This is a genomic window from Rhizobium sp. CF122, assembly GCF_000282035.1.
Taxonomy (GTDB): domain Bacteria; phylum Pseudomonadota; class Alphaproteobacteria; order Rhizobiales; family Rhizobiaceae; genus Rhizobium.
In genome coordinates this window covers 98,145-121,715 of record NZ_AKKA01000083.1, presented here as the reverse complement: position 1 = coordinate 121,715, position 23,571 = coordinate 98,145, and the positions used below count along the sequence as shown (strand labels likewise).

General features: G+C 58.1%; 17 protein-coding genes and 1 pseudogene. 10 read left to right on the top strand and 8 right to left on the bottom strand.

What is annotated here, in order from left to right; genetic code table 11:
• Positions 1 to 250: 250 nt before the first annotated feature.
• The 3 genes from PMI09_RS21465 to PMI09_RS21455 are packed head-to-tail and all read right to left on the bottom strand — an operon-like array spanning position 251 to position 3,862.
• The gene (locus PMI09_RS21465) at positions 251 to 1,408 is read right to left on the bottom strand and encodes a M20 aminoacylase family protein (RefSeq protein ID WP_007799378.1); all 1,158 of its coding nucleotides are present in this window, start codon (positions 1,406 to 1,408) and stop codon (positions 251 to 253) included.
• A 4-nt stretch (positions 1,409 to 1,412) separates the two neighbouring features.
• Positions 1,413 to 2,657, bottom strand: a complete 1,245-nt coding sequence (locus PMI09_RS21460) for a Zn-dependent hydrolase (protein ID WP_007799376.1) — start codon at positions 2,655 to 2,657, stop codon at positions 1,413 to 1,415.
• The gene (locus PMI09_RS21455; RefSeq protein WP_007799374.1) at positions 2,654 to 3,862 is read right to left on the bottom strand and encodes a diaminopropionate ammonia-lyase; all 1,209 of its coding nucleotides are present in this window, start codon (positions 3,860 to 3,862) and stop codon (positions 2,654 to 2,656) included. The genes PMI09_RS21460 and PMI09_RS21455 overlap by 4 nt, the downstream gene beginning before the upstream one ends.
• A 103-nt stretch (positions 3,863 to 3,965) precedes the next feature.
• Between PMI09_RS21455 and PMI09_RS21450 the strand changes: the two genes are divergently transcribed.
• The 3 genes from PMI09_RS21450 to PMI09_RS30550 all read left to right on the top strand — a co-directional run bounded on the left by PMI09_RS21450 (position 3,966) and on the right by PMI09_RS30550 (position 6,288).
• Entirely contained in the window at positions 3,966 to 4,448 is a 483-nt protein-coding gene (locus tag PMI09_RS21450) for an Lrp/AsnC family transcriptional regulator (protein WP_037083701.1), read from the top strand.
• Between the two features lie 313 nt (positions 4,449 to 4,761).
• Positions 4,762 to 5,349 (top strand): hypothetical protein, encoded by a 588-nt coding sequence (locus PMI09_RS21445; protein WP_244423800.1) that lies wholly within the window; start codon positions 4,762 to 4,764, stop codon positions 5,347 to 5,349.
• Between the two features lie 675 nt (positions 5,350 to 6,024).
• Positions 6,025 to 6,288: a hypothetical protein gene (locus PMI09_RS30550; RefSeq protein WP_007799367.1), complete on the top strand. Its 264-nt coding sequence runs from the start codon at positions 6,025 to 6,027 to the stop codon at positions 6,286 to 6,288.
• A gap of 366 nt (positions 6,289 to 6,654) precedes the next feature.
• Here the strand turns inward: PMI09_RS30550 and PMI09_RS30985 are convergent, their stop codons facing one another.
• Positions 6,655 to 6,957 (bottom strand): hypothetical protein, encoded by a 303-nt coding sequence (locus PMI09_RS30985; RefSeq protein WP_007799363.1) that lies wholly within the window; start codon positions 6,955 to 6,957, stop codon positions 6,655 to 6,657.
• Between the two features lie 382 nt (positions 6,958 to 7,339).
• Between PMI09_RS30985 and PMI09_RS21435 the strand changes: the two genes are divergently transcribed.
• A complete protein-coding gene (locus PMI09_RS21435; RefSeq protein WP_007799362.1) occupies positions 7,340 to 9,172 on the top strand; it encodes a site-specific integrase in 1,833 nt (610 codons plus the stop codon).
• A 198-nt stretch (positions 9,173 to 9,370) separates the two neighbouring features.
• Here PMI09_RS21435 and PMI09_RS21430 read toward each other — a convergent pair whose 3' ends face one another.
• The 3 genes from PMI09_RS21430 to PMI09_RS21420 form a co-directional block, all read right to left on the bottom strand.
• Complete coding sequence (locus tag PMI09_RS21430; protein WP_007799360.1) at positions 9,371 to 10,252, bottom strand: nucleotidyl transferase AbiEii/AbiGii toxin family protein; 882 nt, start codon at positions 10,250 to 10,252, stop codon at positions 9,371 to 9,373.
• Positions 10,245 to 10,856: a type IV toxin-antitoxin system AbiEi family antitoxin domain-containing protein gene (locus PMI09_RS21425; protein ID WP_007799357.1), complete on the bottom strand. Its 612-nt coding sequence runs from the start codon at positions 10,854 to 10,856 to the stop codon at positions 10,245 to 10,247. The genes PMI09_RS21430 and PMI09_RS21425 overlap by 8 nt, the downstream gene beginning before the upstream one ends.
• Before the next feature lie 113 nt (positions 10,857 to 10,969).
• On the bottom strand, positions 10,970 to 11,446 hold the full coding sequence (locus PMI09_RS21420) for a very short patch repair endonuclease (RefSeq protein WP_007799356.1): 477 nt from the start codon (positions 11,444 to 11,446) through the stop codon (positions 10,970 to 10,972).
• Between the two features lie 76 nt (positions 11,447 to 11,522).
• On the opposite strand from PMI09_RS21420, the gene PMI09_RS21415 reads away from it, so the two are divergent.
• From PMI09_RS21415 to PMI09_RS32670, 6 genes and pseudogenes are all read left to right on the top strand, one after another.
• The gene (locus tag PMI09_RS21415; protein WP_007799353.1) at positions 11,523 to 13,133 is read left to right on the top strand and encodes a DNA cytosine methyltransferase; all 1,611 of its coding nucleotides are present in this window, start codon (positions 11,523 to 11,525) and stop codon (positions 13,131 to 13,133) included.
• Positions 13,123 to 14,634: an ATP-binding protein gene (locus PMI09_RS21410; protein WP_007799350.1), complete on the top strand. Its 1,512-nt coding sequence runs from the start codon at positions 13,123 to 13,125 to the stop codon at positions 14,632 to 14,634. Before PMI09_RS21415 ends, PMI09_RS21410 begins: the two co-directional genes overlap by 11 nt.
• Positions 14,635 to 14,649: 15 nt before the next feature.
• Positions 14,650 to 17,391: a Z1 domain-containing protein gene (locus tag PMI09_RS21405; protein WP_007799348.1), complete on the top strand. Its 2,742-nt coding sequence runs from the start codon at positions 14,650 to 14,652 to the stop codon at positions 17,389 to 17,391.
• Positions 17,388 to 18,401 carry a PD-(D/E)XK motif protein gene (locus tag PMI09_RS21400; protein ID WP_007799346.1) on the top strand — a complete coding sequence of 338 codons (1,014 nt, stop codon included), beginning with the start codon at positions 17,388 to 17,390 and terminating at the stop codon, positions 18,399 to 18,401. Before PMI09_RS21405 ends, PMI09_RS21400 begins: the two co-directional genes overlap by 4 nt.
• Positions 18,394 to 20,439: an AIPR family protein gene (locus PMI09_RS21395; RefSeq protein WP_007799344.1), complete on the top strand. Its 2,046-nt coding sequence runs from the start codon at positions 18,394 to 18,396 to the stop codon at positions 20,437 to 20,439. Before PMI09_RS21400 ends, PMI09_RS21395 begins: the two co-directional genes overlap by 8 nt.
• 1,502 nt (positions 20,440 to 21,941) lie before the next feature.
• Positions 21,942 to 22,134: pseudogene (locus PMI09_RS32670) on the top strand (hypothetical protein); the annotation flags it as partial.
• A gap of 181 nt (positions 22,135 to 22,315) precedes the next feature.
• On the opposite strand, the gene PMI09_RS21385 reads toward PMI09_RS32670, so the two are convergent.
• Entirely contained in the window at positions 22,316 to 23,548 is a 1,233-nt protein-coding gene (locus PMI09_RS21385) for a hypothetical protein (RefSeq protein ID WP_007799340.1), read from the bottom strand.
• Positions 23,549 to 23,571: the final 23 nt, after the last annotated feature.

Below are 23,571 nucleotides of genomic sequence, written 5' to 3'. Positions count from 1 at the left end.
CGAAAAATCGTGAAACGCTCTAAGGGAAATTAGCGAGAATTGGCTAGGGGAGTCTTGATTCTAACACAATTTCAAAGGTTTAGCGAAATAAGCTTGAAATTCCCTCTGTTTTTCCGCCGCGAGCGACCGTGGATGCCAGCTTTGTGCCCCGGCTTTGGGCCTCAGTCAACACAGGGGACGAGCGGCAATTATTTCCGCTACGGTGCAATATCGCGAACACTCTCCACCCTGACGGACCCGCGGTGTGAGTTCAATTGGCCGGAAGTCGTCGACGCACGATTCCTACGTGGAAGCGCATGCCGTGGACGAGGCCCTCGTCGTTGAAGTCGTAGCTCGGGTTATGAAGTGGAGCCGACTCCTTCCCATTACCGAGGAAGACGAAGCATCCAGGGACACGGCTGAGGAACTGCGCGAAGTCTTCCGATGCGGTCATGGGCTTCGAGGCGGTCCGCACCTGTGATGCCCCGAAAAGCTCTGTCGCAACGGCCATGGCCTCATCGGTCAAGGCGGCATCGTTCAGCAGGGGAACGAATTCCCGGGTATAGTGGACGTCCGCTTCGATATTGAAGGCGAGTGCAGTCCCTTCCGTGATCACCCGCATTTGTTTTTCAATACGCTCGCTGACCTCGCTTCTGAAGCTGCGGCAGTCGCCCAGAATTTGCGCCGTACCGGGCAGGGCGTTTCTGGTGCCGTTGGTGATCAGCTCGGTCACGGAGACGACGCCGATGTCGGCGGGGTCGATGCGCCTTGCGACGATCGTCTGGAGGTTCGTCACCAGAGCGCATGCTGCCACCAGCACCTCGTTGCCCCAATGCGGACGTGCGGCATGGCCACCCACGCCCCTCAAAGTGATCTCGAAATTGTCTTCGGCCGACATGAAGGCTCCAGCTTTGGTCTCAAAGTTGCCGACCGGAAGCCCCGGCATGTTGTGGATGCCATAAATTTCATCGAAGGGATGTTTTTCGAACAGGCCGTCCGACATCATCGACAGCGCGCCTTTGCCCCATTCCTCGGCAGGCTGGAAAACGAACCGGACGATGCCGTTGAAACCACCTTCCTCGGCGAGCAGCTTCGCGGCGCCCAATAGCATTGCGGCATGACCGTCGTGACCGCAGGCGTGCATGACACCGTCGTTCCGGGATTTGTAGTCCGGCGCGCCCTCTTCGGTGATCCGCAGTGCGTCGATGTCGGCGCGCAGGGCGATTGCGCGATTGCCGGTACCGCGCCTGAGAGTTCCCACCACGCCTGTGCCGCCGACGCCCTCGGTGACGTCCTCGAGGCCGAACTCCCTTAGTTTGGCGGCGACGAATGCGGATGTCGCCCTCTCCTCGAAGCCGAATTCGGGATTGGCATGCAGGTGCCTGCGCCATCGGGTCATTTCCGCGTGAAGTGTCTTGATGTCGGTCATCGCTTTAATCCTCCGACGCGGTGAGCTTGCGGACCACGTCAAGCAAGATGTTGGCACCCGCAATCAGATCGGCGTCGGGCGTGTGTTCTTTCGGATTGTGGCTGATGCCTGCGATGCTTGGCACGAAGATCATCGCCGACGGCGCGATCCGCGCGATCATCTGGGCGTCGTGTCCTGCTCCGGATGTCATCCGCCTGGATTTCAATCCGCGCGCGGCCGCGGCCACCTCAACAGCAGCCACGATGCTGCTGTTGAATGCCACGGGTTTGAACCTCGCCAGACGTTCCGTGGAGATCGTGACCTGCTCTTCCGCGGCCAACTTGTAGAGATACTCGGCAAGGGCGGATTCCTCGGCCAAAAGACGATCCTCGTCCGGATCGCGGAGGTCGACGGTGAACGTCGCCTTCGATGGAATCACGTTGATCGCGTTTGGGTCGAGCTCCATGCGGCCGACCGTCGCGACCGTCGGCGTGTTCGACGCCTTCGCCCGTTCGCGCAGGAAGGTAATGACACGCGCCGCAGCCAGGCCTGCATCCCGGCGCATCGAGATCGGAGTAGTGCCCGCGTGGTTGGCGTCACCTTCGATCGTCACCTTCTGCCAGGAAATACCTTGGAGGTTCTCGACGGCTCCGATCGGAACCCCTTCGCGCTCGAGCAGCGGGCCTTGTTCGATGTGCAGTTCTACATAGGCGTGAGGCTGCATGAAGCCCGGCTCATGCGTTCCCGCATAACCGATCCTGGCAAGCTCGTCCCCAAGGACTGAACCGTCTGTGCCAACAGTGGCAAGTGCTTCATCGACATCAAGTCCCCCCGAATAGACGAGAGAGCCCATCATGTCGGGTGCGTAGCGAACGCCTTCCTCATTGGTGAATGCGCCGACCACGATCGGGCGGACGGGATCGAACCCGTCTGTCTTTAAGGTCTCGATCACTTCAAGTCCGGAAAGGACGCCATAGCATCCGTCGAAAATGCCGGCATTGATGACCGTGTCGATATGCGACCCCAGCATCAAGGGCTTCGTAGAGCCGGCCGCTCCCGACGGCGTCCAGATGCCGAAGACGTTGCCGATGCGGTCCACTGCGACCTCAAGTCCGGCCTCCCGCATCCAAGAGGTTAAGCAATCCCGACCGAGCTTGTCGGTGTCGGATGCGGCAAGCCTGATCAGACGTCCATTATCGTCTCTGCCGATTGAACCCAGTTCGAGGAGACGTCCGAGCAGACGCTTTGCATTCACCGATGATCCAGTCATGCCACTGCCTCCGCATTCCTCGACAAAACGGCGCCGGGAGCTTCCCCGACAATTTCCTCATATTTGACAGGGTCGGTCGCGCCCTCAGTGTTGATCACGAGAACCCGCGAATACGGGCCAAGCTGCAGGGCGGCCTTGCTCGCCGGATCGCCGATTGCCTTGATCAACCCTGCCAGGCCTACGCCTCCGCTTTCACCTGCCACCACCGCCGGATCGCCCGCGGTTGGATACGCCAGTTTCCTCATCACGGTGATGGCGTCATCCTCGTCCACAGTCATGAAGGCGTCGGCCACGCGCGAGAGGATACGCCAGGCCACCAATGAGGGTTCGTAGCACTCCAGCATCGCCATGACCGTCGGTTCGCCATGGGGGATGATCACAGGATGTCCCGCCTTGGCGGTTTCGACGATGCAAGCGGCTCGGCTCGGATCAACGACGGTGAACACCGGTCGTTCGTCACCCAGGACGATGGCGAGATGGCCGGCGGCGGCCGCGGCGATGCCGCCGACGCCAGACTGAACGAACACATGTGTCGGAGGCTCCGGCATCTTCCTGAGCGCCTCCTGGATGATCGCGGTGTAGCCCTGCATCACAAGGCCGGGAATACGCTCATAGCCGGGCCATGACGTGTCTGACACGATCATCCATCCGCGTTCGGCAGCGACTTTGGATGCTTCTCTCACGGAGTCGTCGTAAGTGCCCTCCACCCGGATCATGTCCGCGCTGAACCGGGCTATCGCCGCGACCCGTTCGTCGCTGACACCGGAATGCACAAAGATGGCTGCCTTCGCGCCGACAAGCTGAGCGCCCTGCGCGACGGAACGTCCATGGTTGCCGTCTGTGGCGCAGGCGACCGTCATGCTTTGCGTGATTGCGGCGACGTCAGGCGTGTGAAGTTCCGACACGTCGAGCTGCCGGGACAATCGCCTGCTGGCCTCTTCGAGGACGAGCCGGATCACGGCGTACGATCCACCGAGCGCCTTGAAGCTGCCGAGACCGAGCCGGAATCCTTCGTCCTTCAGGTGGATGCTGGATACGCCGAGCTCGTGAGCGAGCGCGGACAGGGATACGAGAGGCGTCTCCGCGTTGTTTTCCCGGTAGGATAGGAACCGCTGAACCTCTGTCACGGCTTCTACGCCAAGCGTTTCCGAGTCACGCGGATCGAGCGGAGTCTTGTATGCAACATTCAAATTTTTGAGAAACATGATGGACCTCGCTAAGTTCGAGGGGAAATATATTGCATCTCGCACGCAGAGTGCGCTGTATCTCGGGGCTAAATTTGCAAGTTTGTTTCGTTTGGAGGTCCAAATGGGTGCGACTGCACGCCGGGTGGCACTGGATGATTTCGACCGGCAGATCCTCGCCATCCTGCAAAAGGACAACATGACGCCGCAACGGACGATCGGGGAGGCGGTGAACCTGTCCGCTCCCGCGGTCCAGCGCCGGATGAAGAGGATGACGGAGGCTGGCGTGATCCAAGCGAACGTCGCGATCGTTGATCCCGCTGCGCTCGGCCATCCGATCACCATCTTCGTCGAGGTCGAAGTCATCAGTGAAACGGCGGAGCAGATCGAAAATGCGAAGCGCGAGTTCGCCGCCACTCCCGAGATCCAGCAATGCTACTACGTGACGGGCGAGGCGGATTTCGTCCTGGTCATTGTCGTACCTTCAATGACTGCGTACGAGGCCCTGACCAAGCAGCTCTTCTTTGGAAACAACAACGTCAAACGGTTCCGCACATTTGTAGCGATGGACCGTATCAAGGCTGGCCTCGAAGTCCCTGTGCTGTGAACCCAGCTTAGGCCGGCTGGAAAAAGATGGCTTGACTGTCGCGCGATATCGTTGAGCGCTTAAGGCGGTGTGGCGGAGGAGTTGGAATGTCCGCTCTTGTGCAAAGCTAAAATGTCACGTCCGGCTGCTTCGGCCAGTTAGATATGCGACATTCGGCATCTCCAACCGCTCCATGGAATCGTTTCAGCCCTTCTGGCAGCGCAGCTCGGGATAGAAGAGCAAAACGGGACCGCTGACACTGAAGCGGAGCCTGAACCGATGGCCGCAACCGTCGTCGCGACGCCGGATGAAGCCTAGGGGCATCGTCGGCGCCATGCCCGAAATCAAAATCCCGCAACTGATCTTCTCCCTAAGCGTCACGAACTATGGCTCCGACAACCTGCACAAGAAGATTAGTGCCTTTACAATAGATCGCTTATCCGCAATCTTTGCCCGGTGGATTAACAAACAAGCAATCAGTACGAAAGAAGGCGCGCACGACAACGGTCACCCAGAGCCAATAGGAGATCGAAGCATGAGACAGAAGAACGTTCGGATCTATCGAAATCCAGACCGGGGCGAGTCCGTCAAGGTTACCTGGGGCGAGGGCGGTGAGAACGACTATTCTGACGTTGAAGCGGCCGCGACCGCCCTTGGCTGTTCGACAGAGTGGTTGGAGCAAAACCTGAAGGCTAGCTTTCTCACGAGCGTTGGCATATCGGAAGTCGACCTATATTGGGACGACTCGATGTGGCGTTCCGACACAGCAGGCAGGAATTTCAGTATAAAAGACCGCGTCAGTCTGTTTGGTGAGATTACTGCCGTGGATGACGAAAAGGGAGAGGTTACCATTCGGATCAATGGCGTTCCTGTGGCTGTCACGTTGTCGAACGAGAACGTTGTTCTTCTCGCAAGGAATTAGGCGTGGTGAGCGGGAGCGCTAATTCTTCTCCTCCCGATACGGCAAAACCGTCGAAGTTGTACCCATCGATGATGATGACGATGTTCGCACGTCGCCGCGACCTGCGAAGGCAAAGTTCTGCAGCATCTCCTCGAGCGTTGCTTTGATTTAGATGCGCCCGCACATGACTAGCCTCCTCGCCAATCAAAGCTTGTGGCTGTCGCCGTTATAGTCAAGGCGTGCGACTTCGCCGAAGATAGGCGGACATCCGGAATGTCCTGCTAAAATCTCTTCGCAACCTGGTACTCATTCGCTTCCCAGGATCGATGCCTCTCCGCGCGGTCGATCTCGAATTGAAGCTCGAGGCGGCGCGCTTTCAGCTTTTCAACGTTGGTCACGCATTTAATCTCCATTCAGATCCGGAGGCACGACCGAGCTCGCCGGATCGTATTCTCTTAATTTCCCGCTCGCGCCCGGAGCATTCCGGTGTCCGATGGGGTTGGGGCAGCACGAATTATGCAGGACAGGGGCGGCTTGAACAGTCGGACAAAGGTCCTGAAGGCGCCCGAGCCGAAGTCCGATCAATCTTGGACTTAGGTCCGATGTTCAGAAACAACGCTAATGACGTATTAAGGATCCGAGGCGTGAGACACAGCCTTGCCAATGACTATGCGTAAACCGGAATGGGAATGAAACATGAAAAAGCTCGCTATCGCAGCGCTAGCGTTCGCGACTGCGTTGTCAGCGTCGCCGGCATTCTCTCAGATCTACTTTGAGTATGGCGCAGGACCTCGCTACTACGATGATCCACCAGCGCCACGGTACTATCGCTACTCGCCACGCTACGCATACGATGACGACGATGACGACTATCGCTATGGCCAACGGTGCTGGACACAGAAATACTACAGATACCGCTATGGCCATCGGGTGGTGCGATACAGGAACGTTTGCGACTAGAGCGCGCTGGCCTGCCTCCGATCAGATCATCGGCGGTTCGGGGTCAGGATCGATCTCCACGATGATGTCCGGCGTGTCGTTCTTTGGCGAACCGACCTTGCGGTCAGTGGGCGATGCCAAACGTTTCCTTGACGTCGCCATTCGCCATGCAAACGGCCCATTTATTCTCGAAAGGATTACAGTCAGTCCACTCGCCCCCGAGTCCATCAGAGAAGCCTGTGGTAGCGGGCGACAGTAGATAAATCTCGTGTTGGAAGTCGTCTGATGTTCGCGAGAACAGTGCCATGTCCTTTGGAGCGCCGGCCGCGACAAAAAGCGCCTAGAAGCGCTCAAATATCCGCTCCGCATTTCCCGGGAATTTGGTTATCAGCTGCTTCCATCCTGTCGCTTTCCGACCCCCTGATATTTGCGGCCCGACGCCTGGAGCGGCGCCGGATCTGAGCTAGGACCAAGCTGCCTCATTTCAAGCATCGCTTCGCAGGATGCTCCAGCAAGCAATGCCAGTTGCTCCGTGTCATGTACGCCTTGCCGGTAGATCTCGATGATGATCGATGCCAGATGAACTGTGGTGTTGTGATCGTTGATCGCGTGCTTTTCCGTGATGCGCTGCAACACCTCATCGCAGACGGTCAAATCCTCCGAAGTGAGGGGTTCATCACGTTGTCGCATTTTACCTCCTCGTCATTCGTCCGGCAGGTGCTGTCGGCCGAATCCCATCGAGATATTCGATCGCCGCGCTTCGCAAGGCAATCTGCCAGTCATGTCGCATGTTGCATTCCATGTTGCATGGAGTAGCCGCTACCTCTTTGAAATGCCTGAAAACCAAGCGCTATAGGTTGCAACATGATGCGACATGACAATGAGACAAATCTGCCTGAACGCAATTAGTATCTACCGGAAATCATTGATGAAATTGATTGGCTGGGGAACCTGGACGATAATCCAACATTGCGAACGCCGCTGAATATTCATAAGATATTGCCATATAATAGCTTATTCGGCTAGAGGTGTTCCGGTTTACTGTTCCGGTAAGCTGCTCCGGGAGCCCTCAATGACCAGACGTTCAAACCTCATTCGCCGCGATGGTGGTACATATTATGCTCGGATTTATATTCCTTCAGATTTGCGAGATCAGTTCTCGAGTGAGGACAAAAAGATCTCCTTGCGGACGAAGGATGAAGCGGTCGCAAAGCGACGGCTCAACTTCGAACTCCAGAAGTGGGACGCTGAGTTTGAAGACATGCGCTCTCGTCGACACGTTACCGACGACGATAGGGCCGTCGCCGTCTGGGAGCACTATGAGGCGCGGCTAAACAAAGATGCGGAAAAGCGTCGTACAATGCCAACAGATGCCGATCTCGAGGAGGAAGCAGCTCGAGTCTGGCAGCGCATCGATCGCGGCGAAATACGCTCCGATGACCTGGTCGGTATGATCAATGGATATGCAGACCTTGAGCTCCTGAAGCGCGCTCGACAGGATGACGCAGCCCTCCGCTCTCGTCGATTGGCGGCTCTGAAGCGAGATTTGGCCGCCGGAAGATACACGTTGATTGATGAGGAGGTGCGTGAGTTCATAGAGCGGCATCTCTTGTTGGTAGATGACGGATCCGAGCAGTTTCGCGAACTCGGTGCGCTGATGATGCGCGCCGACATTGAGGCCCTTGAGCGAACAGTCGAGCGGGATGTCGGCGATTACTCTGGGAGACCCAAGGATCCAATCGTGAAGCCAGCCTTCGCTAGGCCACGCGAGACGGCGGCGCCTGGGCAATCGATCACGGAACTCTTTGAGGTTTACGCCCGCGAAAATCCTCGCAGCGTCACAACTGACACATTGGCCCAGGCTCGCCGCGATATCGGTTTATTCGTGGACCATGTAGGCTCGACGTTTCCCGCGTCAAAGATCGACAAGAAAGCTGTTCGAGAGTGGAAGGCACTTTTAATGCTTTATCCCGTCAAGGCGACGGAGACAAAAGCGTTTAAAGGTATGAAGATCGCCCAGATCGTTGCGCACAACGAAATGGTCTGTAAGCCGGTCCTGAGCGTGAACACCGTGAATCGCTATCTTTCCAACCTAGCGGCTTTTTGCAGCTGGCTCGTCGGAAATGGATACATCGATGACAATCCCACCGAAGGAATGTTTTTGGCGAAGGATAAACGGAAGAAGGTTTATCCGTTTACAGTCGATCAGATGAATGCCCTCTTCCGGTCGCCGTTGTTTACCGGTTGTACGAGCGATGATGCGCCTCGCTTCTGGAACAAGCCGGGCGATGTCAGAATTCGTGACCATCGCTACTGGATACCGTTGATCATGCTCTACTCGGGCGCCCGGCCCGGGGAAATCGCACAGCTAGGCCTCTCGGACGTCCGGGAGGAGCAACATACCTGGATCTTCGACATCACTGAAACCGCGGACGATGGCGACGAAGACATCAAAAGGCTGAAAACCGATGGTTCTCGTCGTGTTGTGCCTGTACACGGGGAGCTGATTAACCTCGGCTTCCTCGATTATTTGGCAGCAATGCGAGACGGCGGGCATGCGCGCGTCTTCCCGCTAGCAATTCGTAACGATCGCGGCCAGATGTTATCCGACTTCAGTCGGGACTTTGGGCGCTACCTAGAGAAGATCAGCCTCAAGAAGGGTAGGGGATTATCGCTCTATTCATTCCGCCACGGCGCTTTTGATGCGATGAGGCGCGCCGGCTACTTGGATGAGCAATTCAATTTTATCTTCGGGCATGTCAGCAGCGGTAACCGCGTGACAAAAGGCTATGGTGTCTTGACGCAGGGAATGCTCGAGCAGCGGGCCGAGCTCATCAATGCGATCGTGTATGCCGGATTAGATTTGGGACATCTCCGAGAACAAAGGTTGGTAGGGGATTGTTAGACTTGTCGTGAACTGAAAGCGCTGGTCGATGTTCTCTGGCTGGGTGATTTGATTTTCGGGGCATGTAGCGCGTCCGCGCTATCAGTTCGCAGGCCGTCTCGAGCGAATTGCTGACTTGTCTAAACGGTTGTGGCCAGCGCCGCCTTCTCTAAAGTCTACCAAGATTCGAACTCGTTATCCCAATTGCGTTTGGTGTCGTCATGATTTGTTGCTCGCGTCTGTTGCGGAAAGCAGACGCGAGCAACAAGGCTCAAGCATGCGCCAGATCGCATCTGTTACTTCGTCTAGCGGCAGCCCTGTGACCTGGATCGACCGGGCATAGTTTCGCCATTGGGTTTGCTTGCCGGAATCTTCAACGAAAGCGCTGGACAGACCCGGAGGTCGAGTGGAGGGGATTGACGTTCGTCTCCGTACAAACGTCGCACTAATCGCAGCGTCCAGCTCCTCATCTGGTATGCTGACGACTTGGGGGATCGCCCAGAGGTCAAAATAATCCTTCATCCGGCCGTTGATGACGCCGAGCGCCACCATCGCCTGGAATTTCTCGGCAATGACGACCGCCGGAGGATAGCTGCGGATGCGTGGGGATTCCATGCCGAGTAGGGAAGGGTAGGAGGTCATCTCGGCTCCCGTCAGCGCATCGCCGAATCCGATGTCGATGGTGACCGGTATTCTTGTGCGCTCCAAGAGGGCCACCGTGCGAAGTCGCACGCCGTTGTATTCCATCTCCTCCCGGATGACCTCCGCCTGCAGCCTGTCGATATCGAAGACTAGCCCATCATCGTAATGAACTGCCATGATGTCTGCGAAGATCGATTTCAGCGTGTCTCCGTCGGCCTGACCGTATCCAAGGAAATCGACGTCGCGGGTCTCGCGATTTTCCCCTTCCAGCCAGAGCGTGACGAGCATGCCACCCTTGAGGATGAAGCGATCGGCCTTGTCGGATGCTGACAGCCGAAAGAGCAGTCGCTCGAGGGCATATCGGACCATGACAATTTCAAAGACCCGCCCTTCACGACGGGCAAGGTTGTTGAGTTGCTGCTTGATGGAAGCTGCCCTGTTTCTGATTTCTCTAGCCATTCGAGGTCAGAGCCTCCAGATAGGCTTTCATCTTCCTCCAGGCGCCGTTCGCCATGGCAGTCTCGGTTATGGCCGCCGGGCTCGCCTTTCGCTGCTGGAGTGCTGCGCGCAGCGCTTCTATAGCAACCGATCGATCAACGAGCCTGCTCCGGAAGGCATCGGCAAGCGTCTTCGGGACTGAGAAAATCGGTACTGCGATTCCGGAGATCTTATGATGTTCCATGCCTTGCTTCATGTAAGCGTCCTGGAATTCCGTGATCCTGATAGGCGGATACGCTGGCGCAACTGCCCAGTCCTTCCGGCTTACGGCCATCCATACCTCGCGAGGGATCTGATCCGTCAAACCGTGAAATGCTAGCGCCGAAGTCAGAGCAACGACGCCCTGTGGGACCAGTTTTGCTGCTTCAGCCAGAGCTTGCAGCGTATCTAGATCGGCATCCGGACGCTGGTAAAGCCCGCGCGACAGTCGGACAAGTTCTCCGGCTTCCACAGCTCGGGCGATTGTCATCGCGAATATGCCTGCCTTTCGCAGCTCATAGAACCTTACAATTGGGTGTTCGGCGATATAGTCACGCAGTCGTTCCTGCTGTGTCGATGCGGCCACTTGTTACCTATCCTGGGTGCAATTCGAGTTTAGACCCAGGATAGGTAACACATGATTTGTTACTTATCCTGGGTGTAATTGCATTCTTCACCCAGGATAGGTAACATTTCTGCCTACTGTGGACTTTCTGCCTCGCGTCGCGGCCGCACCAGTGCGCTCTCGAAATTTTTCGTTCCACTCCTAATCCAGCAGGTCACTTCGTCCAACGTCAACGCGAGCCGCACAGGGCGCAGGCCGCATTCCCAGACGATGCCCACCCGCCAGCCAGATGCGTTCAGGGTATTACGAACTTCGATGTCGCGGGCTATGTTGCGCGCGAACTTTGCGGCCCAGAACTCGGGGTTCGATGCCGGCGTGGTGCACCAGTGACAGCCTTCGTGCCGATGCCAGAAGCAGCCGTGGACAAACACGGCTGCCTTTCTCGACTTGAACAGAAGGTCAGGCCGACCGGTTACATCCGGATCGTGGAGACGAAATCGAACACCAGCGGAGTGAAGATGACGTCGAAGTGTCAGCTCCGGCTTCGTATTCTTGCCGCGGATGCCAGACATCATCTGCGACCGTTTTTCCGGACTCACTACGTCGACCATGACGTTTTGCCTGTCATTTCCACGCGAAGATGATATTCATTGCGAATACTGTCTACAACTCCGAAGTGCGTGATTCTTGCCATCATATTCCGTCGTCGACATCTTTGCAGGGCCAGGGGGGCTGGCGGAAGGCTTTTCGAGCGTTTCCGGCATCGGGGATGAGCGCGCCTATCACATTGCCCTTTCCATCGAGAAGGAAAGGGCTGCACATTCCACCCTGCGTCTGAGAAGCTTCCTGCGCCAGTTCAATGGCGTGCTCCCGGAACAGTACTACGACTTCCTGATGCGCGGCGGTGACGAGCCGGACTGGGCGACCGAATATCCGCGGGAATGGGCCAGGGCCGTGGATGAAGCGTGGCAGCTGGAGCTGGGCAAGGAAGATCCGGAGCAGCGGCTCAATGGACGCATCGACGAGATCCGCGAGCAAAGCGGTGGCAACTCGATCCTGATCGGCGGTCCACCGTGCCAGGCCTATTCACTCGTGGGCCGGGCTCGCAATCAGGGGAAGAAGGATTACATCGCCAGCGATGATGAGAAACACTTCCTCTATAAGGAATATATCCGGATTCTCGACCGCCTGCAGCCGGCTGCCTTCGTCATGGAGAACGTCAAGGGCATGCTGTCGTCATCCGTGGATGGCGAGAACCGGATCTTCGATCAGGTTCTTCGCGACCTCCGTGGAGAAAGGCCGGGGGCTACCGAATACCGGCTCGTTGCGCTTGACCCGAGATCCCGCCGCCAGCTGGATCTGTCGGCTTTCGAACCACGCGCTGCCGATTTCATCGTGCGTGCCGAGGACTTCGGCGTTCCGCAGGCCCGTCATCGGGTCATTGTCGTAGGACTGCGCGCCGATGTCGCGGAAGGTCTGCCGACGGCGGCCCTGGCTGATCTCATGGTGCGGCATACTCTGAAGGCGACTGTTCAGCATGTCCTCGACGGCATGCCGAAGCTGAGAAGCGGGCTAAGCCGTGGCATCGACGGCGACGGCGAATGGCGTGCCGTGGTTGAAGATGCCATGGCCCTCGTGGCAGATCTCGACATCGGTCTCCCCGACGACCTGCAGCTGTCCTTCACTGCCAGGGCAAGAACATGCCTCGCCGCCCTGAGGGGAATGAACCGGCTTCCAGGCCGTGAAGCTTGGGGATACGGGATTTCCGCCGAATGCCCCGCCGAGCTGCGGGACTGGCTTGTTGATGAAAGACTGTCCAACCTTCCAAACCATGCAACGCGAAGCCACATGCCAAGCGACCTTGCACGGTATTTCTTTGCGGCGGTTTTTGCTCAGGTGGTCGGTCGATCACCCAAGGCGACCGATTTCCCGGAGGCGCTGTCTCCGAACCATGAGAACTGGAAGACCGGCAAGTTCGCGGATCGCTTTCGTGTCCAGCTTTCCGGTGGACCCTCGACAACGGTGACAAGTCACATCTCCAAGGACGGGCACTATTTCATCCATCCGGATCCGCTCCAGTGCCGCAGCCTTTCGGTACGAGAAGCCGCTAGGCTTCAGACCTTTCCAGACAACTATTTCTTCAAGGGAAACCGGACGGAGCAGTATATTCAGGTCGGCAACGCGGTTCCCCCCTTGCTCGCCCGCTGGATTGGCGAGGCGCTGTTTTCCATCCTGACAGCGCATGCCGGCGCTGCAGACGAACCGATCGAAAGGGCCAGACTGTCGAATGTCGCTTGACTACGACATTGCCAGTCCGGGAGCAGGGGAACTCTTCGAGTCCCTGCGAGCGTTCGGCTATGATCTGCCAACGGCGCTGGCCGACATCGTCGACAACAGCATCACCGCCCGAGCGCGCAACGTCTGGATCGATATGCAATGGGCGGGCCGCGCGTCCCGCATTGTCGTGCGCGACGATGGACGCGGCATGTCGGAGGACGAGCTTCGGCAGGCCATGAGGCCGGGAAGCCGCAGCCCTCTTGCAAGCCGTGAGGCAAACGATCTCGGCCGTTTCGGCCTCGGGATGAAGACCGCCTCGATCTCCCAGTGCCGCTGCCTGACCGTTCTATCGAAGACCCTGCAGTCATCTCCGGCCCTCCGGCGCTGGGATCTCGACTATATCGAGGCGACGGGCACAAGCGAGTGGCGGCTCCTGAAACGCATGGATCTTCTTTCAGAGGCCGACCATCTGGTTCTTGCGGGTCAGAAAAGCGGAACGATCCTCTTCTGGGACAGGCTTGATGCTCTGGTAGGCGACGTCGAGTTCGATGACGAGGCGGCGCAGAAGCATTTCCGGGAACGCGCGGAAGCAGTCAAGCTGCATCTTGCGATGGTGTTTCACAGGTTCCTGAAGGGACGCAATTCCGTTCAGCTGCACATCAACGGACGCCCGATCGAGCCTTGGGATCCATTCATGGAGGACACTCCCTTCACGGATCCGATGGCGGCCGAGGAGCTTGTCTGTGAAGGCGAACGGGCCGAAATCAAGCCATTCATACTGCCGCATCACAGTCGGATCAGCGCCGAACAGCACTCTTCAGCCGCTGGTCCCCGTGGCTGGAATGCTCACCAGGGCTTCTACATCTACCGGAACAAGCGCCTGCTGGTCGCCGGCGACTGGCTTGGTCTTGGAATGCAGAAGGAAGAGCATTTCAAGCTTGCCCGTATCCGCATCGACCTTGACAATACAGCCGATCTTCTCTGGCAGATCGACGTCAAGAAGTCGCGGGCCCGGCCACCAGCTGCACTGCGACGCGATCTGCAGCGGATCGCGCGCGCGGCGCGCAGCCGCGCTTCAAGCATCTATCGGCATCGCGGAAAGATCATCCAGCGCGCGCTTGGCGACAGGGAGACGTTCCTGTGGACGCATTACACGAAGCACGGGAAATCCTTCTACCGCATCAATCGCGATCATCCGCTTGTCAAGAAGGTCCTGGCCACGGCCGAGGATCGCGGACCGATCCGGTCGCTCTTCGACCTCATCGAGCAGACCATTCCTGCACCTTTGATCGTGATCAACAACGCAGAGACACCGGACGCCTTCAGCCAGCCGTTCGAACACTCTCCAACCGAGCTTCGCAAGGCGATGGCGGAGGTGTTCGACGCTCTGGTCGAAGATGGTCGCGAGCATGTGGAGGCAGCACGGTCGCTGCTGCTGATGGAGCCATTCAACAACTATCCGGAGCTGGTCTCGGCATTTCTTGACGAAGTAGCACGGAAGAGTCCCGTTCGAAAACGGTAGAGCAAGGGGGAGCATATGGCCGGGGGGCTATCGTCTGAAGCACTTCTCAGGAGCGCGTATGGTGTCGCAAATTCGCTTCTGGAACTTGAGCCACGGATCACGCAGGAAGCGCTGGAGTCTGCCGTCGACACCGTGCTGGCCATGCCACGGTTCATCGGCGTCGATCGCACACGACTGCTGCGGGACCTCGAGGCAAGAAACAACACTCTGGTCAGCGGCTATTCCGTAATCGACGACAAGGATTTCAGTGCATGGGTCGCCAAGGCGCGAGAAAACCGTCCCTTTGCGTTCTGGGATCGCTATCGTCACTGGATGGACCGTGGCAAGCGCTGGGCCGACGGTCCGCTAAGGCAGATGGATCGGCTGACCGATGACATTCTGGATCGCCTGCGAAATCCCGAAACGGCCGGCGCGTGGGATCGCCGCGGACTTGTCGTCGGCGACGTGCAGTCTGGCAAGACATCCAACTACACTGCGCTGATTTGCAAGGCGGTCGATGCCGGGTTTCCGCTCGTCATCGTGCTGGCGGGCGTGCATAACAGCCTGAGAAGTCAGACACAGCAGCGCCTCGACGAAGGCTTTCTGGGCTTCGATACCAGACTTGGTCTTCTGGCCGACGAACAGGAAAATCAGCGGATCGGCGCAGGCCGAATGCCAAGTGCCGCCTTCCTCGTCGCTCACTCGCTGACAAGCAGTTCCGAAGGCGGGGATTTCAAGACTGCGACGGCGAACGGCACCCGCCTCATACCGGGTGGCCGCGATCCGATTATCCTTGTCGTCAAGAAGCGAGTCAGCATCCTTGAGAATCTGCTGGCCTGGGTGCTTTCGGTGCGAGCGGTGGAGGATGCCTCGGTCCCGGGCGGAAAGATTGTCCGTGACGTGCCCATGCTTGTCATCGATGACGAGGCCGACAACGCCTCCGCGAACACCAATGAATATCGCGACGATGATGGCAACATCGATGAGGATGCCGACCCGACAAAGACGAACTTCCTGATCCGGCGCCTGCTTACCTCATTCGAGAAGAGCGCATATGTCGGCTACACCGCGACGCCGTTCGCGAATGTCTTCATGCACCACGAGGCAAGGCACAGGATCGCGGGAGAGGATCTGTTTCCTCGCAGCTTCATCATCAATCTGCCGGCGCCGTCGAACTACATCGGGCCAGAACGGGTCTTCGGACTGAACAGACCCGGTCCGGACGGTGAAGCCAGGGGCCTGCCGATGACACGGGAGGTTCGCGATGCAGAGGCGATCTTCCCGCCAGGCCACAAGAGGGATCTTCAGGTCACCGAACTGCCCAAGACACTGAAGGAGGCAATGCTTGCCTTCATTCTTGCCTGTGCTGCACGCCGTGTCCGCGGTGATGTCGATGTCCACAATTCCATGCTGGTCCACGTCACAAGACTCATCGCTGTACAGGAGAAGGTCGCCACGCTCGTGGACGAGCATCTTGTCGATATCGTACGGCAGCTGGAATTCCCCGGCACAGGTGGCACGGCTATTTCGGAACTCGAGGCGCTGTGGCAGCGCGAGTTCGCTTCCAGGGCAGAAGACCTGCGAAGCCTTCTCTCCGATCATGATCTGCCGCCCGTCAACTGGGACGAGGTCAGGTCGCAACTGTTCGATGCTGCCAAGCGAATAGCTGTCCGGCAGGTCAACGGGTCGGCGAAGGATGCCCTGGACTATGTGACCCATCCCGAGGGGTTTTCCGTGATTGCGGTCGGCGGTGACAAGCTGGCGCGCGGACTGACCCTGGAAGGCCTCTCGGTCAGCTATTTCATCCGTACGTCTCGCATGTATGACACGCTGATGCAGATGGGAAGGTGGTTCGGCTACCGCCCTCGCTATGCGGATCTGTGCCGCCTCTACACATCGCCCGTATTGGTCCGCTGGTACCGACACATCGCGACGGCAACGGCCGAACTGCGCGAGGAATTCGATCTTGCGTTCGACAACGGAGAATCGCCGCTCGAGTTCGGACACAGGGTTCGCACGCATCCTGACGGCATGCTGATTACGGCTGCAAACAAGATGCGGGCGGGCACGCGGGTCAGAGCAGGCTTTTCCGGTACCATTTCGGAAACGGTCGCATTCGACGTCGCGAGCGCGCAGAAGAACCTCGACGCCTTCGGTCAGTTTCTCAAATCCATGCCAGACAGGGACGGCACGGGTCGGCAGCGCTGGGACGACGTGGATGGGGCAAAGGTCCTGGGTCTTCTTCAGCGGCTCGAGACATCGCAGGAATCATGGAAGGCAAACGCGCGAGCACTCGCAGACTACGTTGCTGACCGACTTGCCAATGGACGACTTGGCAAGTGGACTGTCGTGCTCGTCGGTGAAGGTGACTCCGGGATCACAAAGTGGATCGGTCCGTATGAAGTGATCCTGGCCAATCGCAGGAACCAGGTTCACGGCGACGGCTCGAGGGTAACGATTGGCCGTCTTGTCAGTCCGTCCGATGAAGTCAGTGATCTCGACAGACCAGCACAGGATCTGGCAATGAGCCAGACCGTCGCAGCCTGGGAGAAGAAGGCCGAACCAAAGCGCGACCGTCCCAAGTCGCCGAGTGGTCCCTTCATACGACGTCAACGCAGTCCGGACCGCGGTCTCCTGCTGATCTATCCACTCAACGCCAGGCCGCCCGCCGAAATCCCCCTCGTCGGTTTCGCCATCAGTTTCCCGTTCGACGAACATGCGCCGCTGATCGATTATGCCGAGAACAGCGTGAAGCAGCTTGAAAGCGTTTTCGAATGACGCCAGAGCGCCTGCTTGAGATCTGGCGCGAGCTGGGAGAGCAAACGTCCAGCCCGAGCGGCATGCATCGTCGTAGACTTGATACCGAGTCACCGGTCGACATCTTTGCATGCGTGTTCTGGCCGAGCCGCCGACCGGGCATTCTTGTCGAGGGGGCGGGGGCATTCCGTCCTCCCGGCGACAGGCTTCCGGCCTGCCGCGGGGTTCGCACGGTGCACGAGGTCGCGTCTGTACCGGGGCCGCGAACAATCCTGCGCGTGATGCTCGACGATGACAGCCTGCTTGACATCTTTGCTGTCCTGTCCGCAGATCTCGTCCAGGTGGTTACGGCGGAAACCACGACTGGCTCCGGTCTGACGCGATGCCTTGATCGGCTCTGCATGTGGCAGATCCTGTTCGATCGGATTCCCGCCGAAGGCCTTTCGGAGGAGCGACAGCGCGGTCTTTTCGGCGAACTGGCCGTGATGGATTCACTCCTGCTGGAAGCTCTGGCTCCTTTTCCCGCCGTGACCTCCTGGGTCGGGCCGGACCCGGCGAACCAGGATTTCATACATGCCGGAACGGCAGTCGAGGTCAAGACGAGCCTTGCAAAGCGGCACGCGCGTGTCGTGATCAACAACGAAAAGCAGCTCGACGAGCGACCACACCGAGCGCTTTTCCTTGCGCATCTCAGGATGGATGAAAGCGCAGCCCTTGGCGTCTCGCTCGCATCGCTGGTCACGCGCGTCCGGGACCGGGTCAAAGTGGATCCAGCAGCGGCGCGGGAACTGGACGACAGACTGACGCTGGCCGGCTATCTCGATCTGCACGCTCCGATCTACACCCGAAGGAAATGGCTCGTCGCCTCGACACGATTCTTTCGCGTCGAGGGAGAATTCCCGCGCCTCACGGAGCACAATCTTCCGGTGGGAGTCGGTGACATACGCTATTCGATCATCGCAGATGACCTGGCGCAGTACGAGGTCAGCGCGGAACAAGTTTCCAGACTGCTTGAGGTTGACAATGTCTGAAACAGAGGATCTTCAGAGGTTTGCTCTGAACATACAGCAGGATGTCATCGCTCGTGCGGACGCCGTCGCTGATGGTGGGCTTCGGGCAGAAGCGTTTGCCGAACTGATGTTCGAGCATCTCGCAGACGCGGCCGAGATCGATGACGGAATTGCCTGCAACTTCGAAGCGCGCGGAATGCGCTGCTCCGGCTACTACCTTTCCGAGGACAACGACCGTCTGGATCTGTTTCTGGTACTTCCGCGTCTTGATGGCCTGGCTTTGAGCGTCTCCAGGACCGACATTGACACTGCCTTCCGCCGGCTAAATGCCTATCTGGAAAAGGCAGTCGCTGGGCTTTACCGCGAACAGGAAGAGGCTCTTCCTGCGTATGACATGTCGCGCGCAATATGGGATGCGCGAGATGATGTCAGCCATATACGGCTTTTCATCATCACCGACGGTCTCGCCGGCGTGGAACAGCTGGAAGGCTCCGCGCTCGGAACAGTCGAGGTATCCCGCCATCTCTGGGACCTTCGCCGACTTTATCGGACAGCATCATCCGGCGCTAGCCGTGAACCCATCCATGTGGACTTCGCCGCGATGGGTGGATCGCCCTTGCGCTGCATCGTCTCCAGCCCGGAAGGAGGCGGCTATCGCTCTCTTCTGACAATGCTGCCTGGCAACGTTCTCGTGGAAATGTACAGGCTGCACGGGCCACGGCTTTTGGAGCGCAACGTCCGAAGCTTTCTCCAGCTGAAGGGAAAGGTGAATCAGAGCATCCGCAAGACCATCATCGATGAACCGCAGATGTTTCTCGCATTCAACAACGGCCTGTCGGTCACGGCGACAGATCTCAGGGTCCGCGATCACGGCGATGGAACGGTTGACCTTCTGGCCGCCGGTGACTTCCAGATTGTCAATGGTGGGCAGACCACCGGTTCGATCTTCAGAGCTTCGCGAAAGGACAAGGTGGACGCAACTCGTCTGCAGGTTCCAGTGAAGATCACGGAGATCTTGGCGGACGGCGACATCGAGCTGATCGCTCCACGAATATCCCAGTCGGCGAACAATCAGAACAAAGTCAACATGGCCGATTTCTCGTCGAACCACCCGTTTCATCGGAAGATGCAGGAGGTCTCGCGGTCTATCTGGGCCCCGCCCGCCAGCGGCATGCAGCGCCAGTCTCACTGGTTCTACGAGCGCGCCAGAGGGCAGTATCATGATGCGTTGGCCGAAAGTCGTACGGATGGCGAGCGGAAGGCGTGGGAGGCCACTAATCCAAGAAGCCAGCTGATTACCAAGACGGATCTGGCCAAGTTCGAACAGACGTGGTCCCAGCTGCCGTATATTGTCAGCCGCCACGGTCAGAAAAACTACCTGGACTTCATGGATCGACTTGCCCAGCGTGGAGGGTTCGAGCCGGACGAGTCCTATTTCAAGCGTTGCGTGGCGCGCGCCATTCTGTTCAAGCAGTCTGAAAGGATCGTGTCGAAGCAGGAGTTCGGCGGCTACCGTGCGAACATTGTGACCTATACGCTTGCCTGGCTTTCCCATCATACCGCGAAGCGTATCGATCTGGATGCGATCTGGGCAAGACAGGAGCTTTCGACCAGCCTCGCTGAATTCATCGCAGCGCTCAGTGTCCACGCGCATGACCACATCACGACCCCGCCCGGCGGGCAGGACGTCAAGGAGTGGTGCAAGAAGGAAGCCTGCTGGGAGCAGTTTCGCGGTAAGCCGATTCCGCTGCCCTTGGCGCTCGAGGCAGAGCTCGTCTCGCGCGACAGGGTGCAGACCGCCGGCTCGATTCATGCCCTCGAAGAGCAGACAAGCGTGGCGGAATCCGAGCAGGTCGCACGTATTTCTGCGCTGCCTGCACAGATCTGGTTCGATCTGGCGGCCTGGGCAAAGGACACGCAATCGCTCCAGCCGTGGCAGCGGTCGCTCTCCTTCAGTCTGGGAAAGCTTGCAGGAAGCGGAAAACCACCCAGCCGCAAGCAGGCCATGCACGGGGAAAAGATCGTTGCCGAAGCGCGATCACTTGGATTTCGAGGATAGCAGTCGCGTGGCAGTCGGCATCAAACTTTGCAGGGGTAGATGTGAAACCACTCGACAACAATGGTAATGAGCTTCGTGCAACCTTCAGCGTCGCCGGCGGGCAACCAATCTTCGAGATCACCTTCGAATCCGGGGACGGACGTGGACGCAATTCCCAGTATGGCGCTGGTGTGGAGATCGTCCTCGAAAGACTGTCGGAACTTGACGCGACGCTGGCGGGCGCGCGGATCACCAGCGACACTGTGATGAAACTTGTCCTTGAGAAAGGGATCGATCCGAGCTTCGAGCCCCGAGCCTTCCCGTTCCCCCTGCGACTTCGAGGCAGGGACAGCGTCAAGCTGCGGAAGGCGCTGGGAAACGCCGGCGGCCGGATCGAGAGTGAGCAGGCCAGTGGTGGCAATGCCACGAGAAGGATGACACTCACCGTGATACTGCCAGGTACTCCGAAGGAGGCCGCAGAGCTGGAGCTCGTGCTGGCGGGCCGCTTCATGGCTCAGCCTCTGACAATGATGTCGAAGCTTTCTGACATCGACGCAGCCCTCGATGAATGGCTGGAGGCGTTGAAGCTCGGATCACGCCCGGCCAGAGGCCGCCTGCTCTGGATGAGTGAAGAAGCGGTGATGCTGAAGGCATCGGCATCCGGCAAGCGAGCTGGCACATTCAATGTACAGCTGGGGGTGCGCAGCTCCGGAAAACCATGGTCGGTTGAGATTATTGCTCCCAGGGCTGCGGCCGATCCAAATGGACTGGTCAGTGTCGCCACCAACGAGCAGGGGCGCCGCTTCGTGCTCCGGCAGGGCCGACTGCGCCCAAATCCGGATTCGGACGGCGAAGTCGAAGGCTTGCGGTTTCGAAGGTTGAGCGAGCTCGAGCCGGTGGCCGTAAAGGGCGTTGCCAGCCATATCCCGCGAGACTGGTATGTCGTAGCGGACATCGATGGCAGCGCCGAAAGGATCAGACGGCAGACCGGCGATTTTGTACATGCATGCGCCAAAGCTCGTCTTCGATCTAAAGGCATCGTTCTTCCGCTGCCCGCACCACCGACCTTAGCGTCGGACGAGAAGGGTGGCGTGTTTCTGAAGAAGGCGAGGGATGCCGATCCTGAACGGGAGATACTCAGGCTTCAGGGCGAGGTCTGGCTTGCACTGCGCCGCATGGTGGAGCATTCCGGCCTCCAGCTTGTAAAGCTTCGTCACGATGCAGGCTATGAAGTCGACGGTATCATCTTCGCCGAGCCCTCAAACATCCTCATCGAAATCAAGACCAGCGCGTCGGCAGCAGATATCTACGAGGGGGTGGGCCAGCTCATTCTCTATAGCCGAATGCTGGATCTTTCTGACCATCGCCGAATCCTGCTTCTTCCGCGGAAGCCCAGCGAGACTCTCCAGTCGGCAGTCGAGGCCGAAGGAATGATGATATTTACCTATGACATCTCGGCAAATGCCAAAAAGACAAGGATAGACTTTTCGGAGGCGTTCCTGTCGATCTGCTCCGATAGCCAAGTCAACGGCCGAATCCAAGGAAGGCGAAGTCGTTCACCTCAGTGCCCAGCAGCTCTTTGATCTGTCCGCGGATCTGTTAGGACTGGCCGGAATTCTGGAATCACGCGATAGGCCGGCAGTGAAGGTGCGGGATATCTATATTCCGGATCTGCAGATCCAAACGCTGAAGGTCAAAAGCCGGAATTTTCATTGACCACTGTTCCCGGGTAGAAGGCCTGAGGCTTTCAAATTGACCGTCGAACTGTCTTCTCTGGTGCAAGTTTTTCCCGACCTGTGTCATCGTGGGGTGTCGGACATACCTTTGCATAGGAGGCGTTTGCGCGAAACTTGATGTGGCGACCTAATAACTTGATATACTATGCCCTCTGACCCCCTCATCTCACACCAACCCTAACCATCTCCCTCCTTACTCTCTTTTGTAGACCGCTCAATGCGCGCTCAACGATGCGCGCTAGTTCCTCGTAAGCCACCATACTTCCATATGGTCCGGCGCCCGTCCGGATTTTACGAGGCATCTTGCTCCCGCGTGATTTATGCCAGCTTGTGAAGCTAGCCATTTCCAGTCTTCTGAGTTCTTCTCTGGCGTCCTCCCTGATCTGGAGCCCTAACACGCCGGCATTCAAGAACCGCTGTCTACGTGTCTCCTCTGCCTGCCTTCTGACAGCTGATATGTGAGCGCCAGCGCCTCCATGAGGGAATACTCCGAATGTAGGCTTCACGAATTGAAAGTAGAGCTTTTGTAGCCTGGTGAATTTGAAGTCGCCAATCGTCTCAAAGGACTGGAGACCTGCTTCCCGGCACCCATCAGGTCCCAGAGCGACCTCGATCCGAATCCGTTTCCTATCTTCAGGCAAGACTTCACGGGTGCCGGCCGCCTTGTTCTGCTTGTCCAGCACTTTGTTCTGGATTCGCCATAACGCGCGTTTGTCCGCTTTTTCGCCGACGTAGAAAGTTGATGCGTAGAGGACCGGCCGATCCGTGCTCGGCGTCATTCGGTCGATCACATCAAGCGTGACGTCCTCCTTATTCCGGCCGACTATGTGGTCCGTGTCATCAATCATCCCGGGAACGAAGCGTGGCCATTTCTTATCGCCAGTCAGAACCGCCGTGGTCGGAAAGAAGTGCCGGACCAAGACGCCGTGTAACCGCGCCCTGGCTTCCTCACCCGCGGTTCTCGGATAGGCATCTATACTAACCTCCAGCCCCACCACCCGTGCCGGAGCCGTCAAGCCATACTCGGCCTCGATGTCCTCCATCACCTTCCGGACGATCGCAAAATCGGGCTCTTGAACCCGCAACCTATATTGGGTTGCCGTCTTGCCAGCGCCCAAGTCTAATGCTTCCGGAAACTCCTTCCGGCCGGTGCGAGCTTCGATCCGATCGTTCAGCTTCCAATGCTGGGTGCGCCGTATCAGCTCGAACTCGATGTCGATCCAATCGACCACAGCGCCCCACTGGTAGGCGTCGAGATCAATTGCAGGGGTCAGGACTCTCCGATTGCGAAAACGCTTCTGTGACCGCCTGAGAGTCTCTTCTGCATATGTAAGATCAATCGGCGCATCACGTAGCTTGCTTCTGTACAATGTAATGCGGTGATGCCTGGGCATTCTTGGAATCCGGGTTGGCCTTC